The organism is Arthrobacter sp. TB 26 (assembly GCF_000427315.1).
GTDB lineage: Bacteria > Actinomycetota > Actinomycetes > Actinomycetales > Micrococcaceae > Arthrobacter.
Window position 1 is genome coordinate 1 of sequence record NZ_AUPJ01000107.1, and the last position, 5,332, is coordinate 5,332.

At 67.4% G+C, this 5,332-nt stretch carries 6 protein-coding genes and 1 pseudogene (1 of these 7 cut by a window edge); 3 read left to right on the forward strand and 4 right to left on the reverse strand.

From position 1 onward, the window contains the following. Positions 1 to 41 precede the first annotated feature (41 nt). From tpiA to K789_RS0103050, 3 genes are all read left to right on the forward strand, one after another. Positions 42 to 857 (forward strand): triose-phosphate isomerase, encoded by an 816-nt coding sequence (gene tpiA, locus K789_RS0103040; RefSeq protein WP_024365457.1) that lies wholly within the window; start codon positions 42 to 44, stop codon positions 855 to 857. Positions 858 to 906: 49 nt separating this feature from the next. Continuing rightward, entirely contained in the window at positions 907 to 1,164 is a 258-nt protein-coding gene (secG, locus tag K789_RS0103045; protein ID WP_024365458.1) for a preprotein translocase subunit SecG, read from the forward strand. Between the two features lie 132 nt (positions 1,165 to 1,296). Continuing rightward, positions 1,297 to 1,677: an RNA polymerase-binding protein RbpA gene (locus tag K789_RS0103050; RefSeq protein WP_024365459.1), complete on the forward strand. Its 381-nt coding sequence runs from the start codon at positions 1,297 to 1,299 to the stop codon at positions 1,675 to 1,677. An 8-nt stretch (positions 1,678 to 1,685) separates the two neighbouring features. Here K789_RS0103050 and pgl read toward each other — a convergent pair whose 3' ends face one another. The 4 genes and pseudogenes from pgl to K789_RS22155 all read right to left on the reverse strand — a co-directional run. Beyond that, on the reverse strand, positions 1,686 to 2,495 hold the full coding sequence (gene pgl / locus K789_RS0103055; RefSeq protein ID WP_024365460.1) for a 6-phosphogluconolactonase: 810 nt from the start codon (positions 2,493 to 2,495) through the stop codon (positions 1,686 to 1,688). Further along, positions 2,485 to 3,426, reverse strand: coding sequence for a glucose-6-phosphate dehydrogenase assembly protein OpcA (locus K789_RS0103060; RefSeq protein ID WP_024365461.1), 942 nt, complete (start codon positions 3,424 to 3,426; stop codon positions 2,485 to 2,487). The genes pgl and K789_RS0103060 overlap by 11 nt, the downstream gene beginning before the upstream one ends. Then, positions 3,423 to 4,997, reverse strand: coding sequence for a glucose-6-phosphate dehydrogenase (gene zwf, locus K789_RS0103065; RefSeq protein WP_024365462.1), 1,575 nt, complete (start codon positions 4,995 to 4,997; stop codon positions 3,423 to 3,425). Before zwf ends, K789_RS0103060 begins: the two co-directional genes overlap by 4 nt. A gap of 15 nt (positions 4,998 to 5,012) precedes the next feature. Continuing rightward, positions 5,013 to 5,332 (reverse strand): annotated as a pseudogene (locus K789_RS22155) (glucose-6-phosphate isomerase) (it continues 1,306 nt past the right edge of the window).

Here is a 5,332-nt window from a genome sequence, read left to right on the forward strand (position 1 = left end):
CCCTGCCGGCTGTTCCACTGCTACGAACTTTTGGAGACCACGTGACCACGTCAACCAACGGCACATTCGACCGCACGCCCTTCATCGCAGGCAACTGGAAGATGAACATGGACCACGTCCAAGGCATCACCCTGCTGCAGAAGCTGGCCTGGACCCTGTCCGACGCCAAGCACGACTACAGCCGGGTGGAGGTCGCCGTCTTCCCGCCGTTCACTGATCTCCGCGGCGTCCAGACCCTGGTGCAGGGCGATGAACTCAAGGTTGTCTACGGTGGCCAGGATCTCTCCCCGGCCGACTCCGGCGCCTACACCGGCGACATCTCCGGGCAGTTCCTGGCCAAGCTCGGCTGCAGCTACGTCCTGGTCGGCCACAGCGAACGCCGCACCATCCACCACGAGACCGATGAGGAACTGAACGCCAAGACCAAGGCGGCCTTCCGGCACGGCATCACCCCCGTCCTGTGCGCCGGCGAAGGCCTCGAAATCCGCCAGGCCGGAACGCATGTCGACCACACCCTCGCGCAGCTCCGCGCCGGCGTCGCGGGCCTCACCCCCGAGCAGGCCGCCGAGCTGGTCGTCGCCTATGAGCCAGTCTGGGCCATCGGCACCGGTGAAGTCGCCGGTCCGGAAGATGCGCAGGAAATGTGCGCCGCCATCCGGGCCGAGCTCTCCGCTCTCTTCGGTGCAGCCGTCGCCAACAAGACCCGGCTCCTCTACGGCGGGTCCGTCAAAGCCAACAACGCCGCCTCAATCCTCAAGGAACGCGACGTGGACGGATTGCTTGTCGGTGGTGCCAGCCTGGATGCCGCCGAGTTTGCTAATATTGTCAGGTTCGAGAGTCACCTGCTGACGGATTAGTCCGGACACCGTTGTGGCCCCCGCAATCCAAATCTTCTGAAAGGCCGTCGTGGACGTTCTTCATGTCATTCTGCAGGTCCTCCTGGGCATCACCAGCCTTCTGCTGACCTTGCTCATCCTGCTCCACAAGGGCCGCGGTGGCGGTCTGTCGGACATGTTCGGCGGCGGCATGACCTCGGGCCTGAGTTCCTCCGGTGTGGCCGAACGGAACCTGAACCGCTTCACCATCATCCTTGGTGTCACCTGGGGCGTCGTGATCATCGGCCTGGGCCTGATCATGCGGTTCAGCGGCGGCGGCGACTCCTAGGACACAGTCCTAAAAACTCCATAAAGGGTCCTGTGGCCCTCCCGGCATCGGGAATTCCGGAACTACACTGGCTGATTGCATGCATAGCTGATTGCATACGCATTCCGTCCGCCGAGTAGCCAGGAGTTCCCGATGCTGCATTCCGCCTCCGGATTCCGGGGTATCCGCGTAGGAGCCACCGAAGGGGCTTCGCCCCGCCACGAGCCGCTCGACGGCACCGCCGCGCGGACGCCCCGCATTCAAGTGATCTACCGTTGCGCGAAAGGCCACGAGACCCCGCTGGTCTTCGCCCAGCTGCCCGACGACCAGATCCCCGGCGTCTGGGACTGCCGCCGCTGCGGCGGAACAGCCACCCGGGACGAGGCGCAGTTCGCGCTGGAGGATATCCCGGCGGAAGGCTACAAGAGCCACCTGGAATACGTTAAAGAGCGGCGCTCCAGCCAGGACGCCGAAGACGTGCTGGCCGGAGCGCTTGAGAGGCTGCGCGCCCGGCGGGACCTCCCAGGGGGATAGCTCGAAATCTAGCCCTTTCGGACCAGCTGTGCCGGAACCCTGGAGGCCGCGTTTTCGTCGATCAGCCACAGCGTTTCGTTCCGGCCCCGCGGTCCGGCCGCCGGCACCTGCACCGGGTTGGCGTTGGCAAGCGCCAGGCCCACGGCCCCGGCCTTGTCCTCGCCGGCCACGACCATCCAGATTTCCGACGCCGTGTTGATGGCAGGCAGCGTCAGCGAAACCCGCAGCGGCGGCGGTTTGGGGGAATTGTGGACCCCGACCACGGTGAGTTCCTTCTCCCGGATGCCGGCCTGTTCCGGGAAGAGCGACGCAATGTGCGCGTCCGGCCCCACTCCGAGGAGGACGATGTCGAAGCGGGGGAGCGCCGACGGTTGCTCCGGCCGGTCATCCGACATGTCCGCGGCGTGCTCAGCGGACGCGGCGTCCGCCAGNAGCCGGCGGGCGTAGTCCGCGGCCGCCTCCTCAGGAGTGCCAAAGTCCCCGGTGGAACCCGGCACATGGATCCTTGCCGGGTCAGCGTTGATGTGCCCGAGCAGTGCCTCGTGGGCCTGGCGGGCGTTGCGTTCGGGATCGTCGGCTGCGAGGAAGCGTTCGTCCCCCCACCAGAAATTGACCTTGGACCAGTCGACGGCCGGAGCCGCCGGCGACTCGGCCACGGCCTTGAGCGAGCCGATGCCCATCGACCCTCCGGTCAGCACCACCGTCGCCTCGCCGTGTTTGTCCTGGATGTCCACCAGCTTGGTGATGAGGCGCGCCGCGATGGCGGCCATGAGGACGGTCGAGTCGGGATGGATGCTTACTCTGGGGTCAGCGCTCACTGGGACGGACACTCCTTAGATTGGTACGTGGCAGTCCAATAGTAATCACTTCACCGAACACTTCGTCCGGGTCGAGGCGGCGCAGCTCTTCGGCCAGGCAGTCCTTCAGGCTCCGGCGCGGCAGGGAGATGCGCTGCACCGGCTGGCCCGGCTGGCTCAGTTCCGCCACGGTGAGGCCGGGCCGGAACAGCTGCACGTCGCCGCCGGTGCGGGTGAGGCGCACGCGCCGGATCCCGGTGCCGGCCGGGTCCTCGACAATCGTCACCGGTGCATCCAGTGCGAGCGTCAGCCACGCGGCGAGCAGGATCGTGCTGGGGGAGTCAGAGGCGCCTTCGACGGCGACGGCCGTGACCGGAGAGCTGTCGACCTGGTCCAGGACTGCGGCCAGCTGGATCCGCCAGTTGGTCAGGCGGGTCCAGGCGAGGTCCGTGTCGCCGGCCTTGTAGGTGCGGCGGATGTTCTCCAGCGCACGCTGCGGGTCGGACTCGTTGGCCGAGTCCGTAATCCGGCGGTGCGCGATCCGGCCAATGGACGTCTCGCAGGCGTTCTTCGGGGCGCCGTGCGGCCACCACGCCACGATCGGCGCATCCGGCAGCAGCAGGGCCGCGACGAGCGATTCACTTTCCTCCGCAAGTTCGCCATAGCCGCGGAGCACGATGACCTCGGACGCACCGGCGTCGCCGCCCACCCGGATCTGCGCGTCGAGCCGGGTCGGGGCCTTGGCTCCGGCGTCGGCGAGGACGATGATCCGGCAGGGATGCTCCCGGCTGGCCTCGTTGGCGGCCTCGATGGCCTCCTCCTCCAGCCCGGACTTGGTCACGACGACGAGGGTCAGCACCCGGCCGAGGGCAATCACGCCGCCCTGCTCGCGCAGGGCCATGATCTTCTTGGAAATCTTGGAGGTGGTGGTGTCGGGAAGATCTACGATCATGGCCTTCTCCAGGTTCGTCCGTCACGGGCAAGGAGCTCGTCGGCGGAGGCAGGTCCCCAGCTTCCGGGGGCGTAGGGTTCGGGCTGTTCGTCCAGGGACGCCCAGTAGTCCTCGAAAGGATCGAGGATTTTCCAGGACAGCTCGACTTCCGCATGGCGGGGGAAGAGCGGCGGCTCGCCGAGGAGCACGTCGAGGATGAGCCGTTCGTAGGCCTCCGGGCTGGACTCGGTGAAGGAGTGGCCATAGCCGAAGTCCATCGTGACGTCGCGGACTTCCATCTGCGTGCCCGGGACCTTGGACCCGAACCGGATGGTGGCGCCCTCGTCGGGCTGGACCCGGATCACGACGGCGTTCTGGCCGAAGTCGTCCTCGCCGTGGTCCGTGAAGAGCAGGTTCGGTGCGCGTTTGAGCACGACGGCGATCTCGGTCACCCGGCGGCCCAGCCGCTTGCCGGCGCGCAGGTAGAACGGTACCCCGGCCCAGCGCCGGGTGTTGATGTCGACCCGGATCGCGGCGAACGTCTCCGTTGTGGAGTCGGCGGGAATGCCGTCTTCCTCCAGGTAGCCGACGACCTTTTCGCCGCCCTGCCAGCCGCCGGTGAACTGCCCGCGGGCCGAGTGGGTGGAGAGGTCCTCGGGGAGCCGGACGGCCGCGAGGACTTTTTCCTTCTCTGCGCGGAGGTCATCGGCGTTGAAGGAAATCGGTTCTTCCATCGCGGTCAGCGCCAGGAGCTGCAGCAGGTGGTTCTGGATCACGTCGCGGGCCGCACCGACGCCGTCGTAGTAGCCCGCGCGGCCGCCGGTGCCGATGTCCTCGGCCATGGTGATCTGGACGTGGTCGACGTAGTTCGCGTTCCAGAGCGGCTCGAAGAGCTGGTTGGCGAAGCGCAGCGCGAGGATGTTCTGCACCGTCTCCTTGCCCAGGTAGTGGTCGATCCGGAAGACCGCGTCCGGCGGGAAGACCGACTCAACAATGTCGTTGAGCTGGCGCGCCGATTCGAGGTTGTGGCCGAAGGGCTTCTCGATGACGACGCGGCGCCACTTGTCACCCTCGGCCTGGGCCAGGCCGTGCTTGGAGAGCTGCCGGCAGACCAGTTCGAAGGCGTTCGGCGGGATGGAGAGGTAGAACGCGTGGTTGCCGCGCGTCCCGCGCTGCTCGTCGAGTTCGTCGATGGTTTCGGACAGCCGTTTGAAGGCGTCGTCGTCGTCGAACTCGCCCTGCACGAAGCGGATGCCCTCGGACAGTTGCGTCCACACCGTTTCGTCGAACGGGGTGCGGGCGTAGGCCTTGACAGCTTCCTTGACCTCGGCCGCGAAGTCCTCGTTCTCCCAGTTCCGCCGGGCGAAGCCCACCAGGGCGAAGCTCGGCGGCAGCAGCCCGCGGTTGGCCAGGTCGTACACGGCCGGCATGAGTTTCTTGCGGGCGAGGTCCCCCGTGACCCCGAACAGGACCAGCGATGACGGTCCCGCAATGCGGTTCAGGCGGCGGTCCCGCGGGTCCCGGAGCGGGTTGCGGACAGACCTTCCCGAACGCGTCGCGGAACTGCTGCCGCCATTGTATTTGTCTGGCATGGTTGCTTGGGTGCCTTAGCTTTCGGTGGAGGGGACTGCCTGGCCGGCCAGCGTGGAGACCAGGTCTTGCAGCTGGCGGACGCCGGCCGCGCGGTCCGTGAGGTGCAGCCGGAGGACCGGGCGGCCGTGTTCGGAGAGCACCTGCGCATCGCCGGCGGCCTGGGCCGAGATCAGCTCGCCGAAGGTGAAGGGCCGGTCCGGGATGGCCAGGTCGGTGCCGGCGGCGGCCGTCACCTGCAGGAAGACGCCGATCGCCGGTCCGCCCTTGTGGAACTGCCCGGTGGAGTGCAGGAACCGCGGGCCCCAGCCGAACGTCACGGGACGGCCGCTGGCGG

Coding starts and splice junctions, on each gene's coding strand:
- K789_RS0103050 (WP_024365459.1), top strand. CDS start 1,297: ATGCTGCATTCCGCCTCCGGATTCCGGGGTATCCGCGTAGGAGCCACC.
- K789_RS0103060 (WP_024365461.1), bottom strand. CDS start 3,426: ATGATCGTAGATCTTCCCGACACCACCACCTCCAAGATTTCCAAGAAG.
- zwf (WP_024365462.1), bottom strand. CDS start 4,997: ATGCCAGACAAATACAATGGCGGCAGCAGTTCCGCGACGCGTTCGGGA.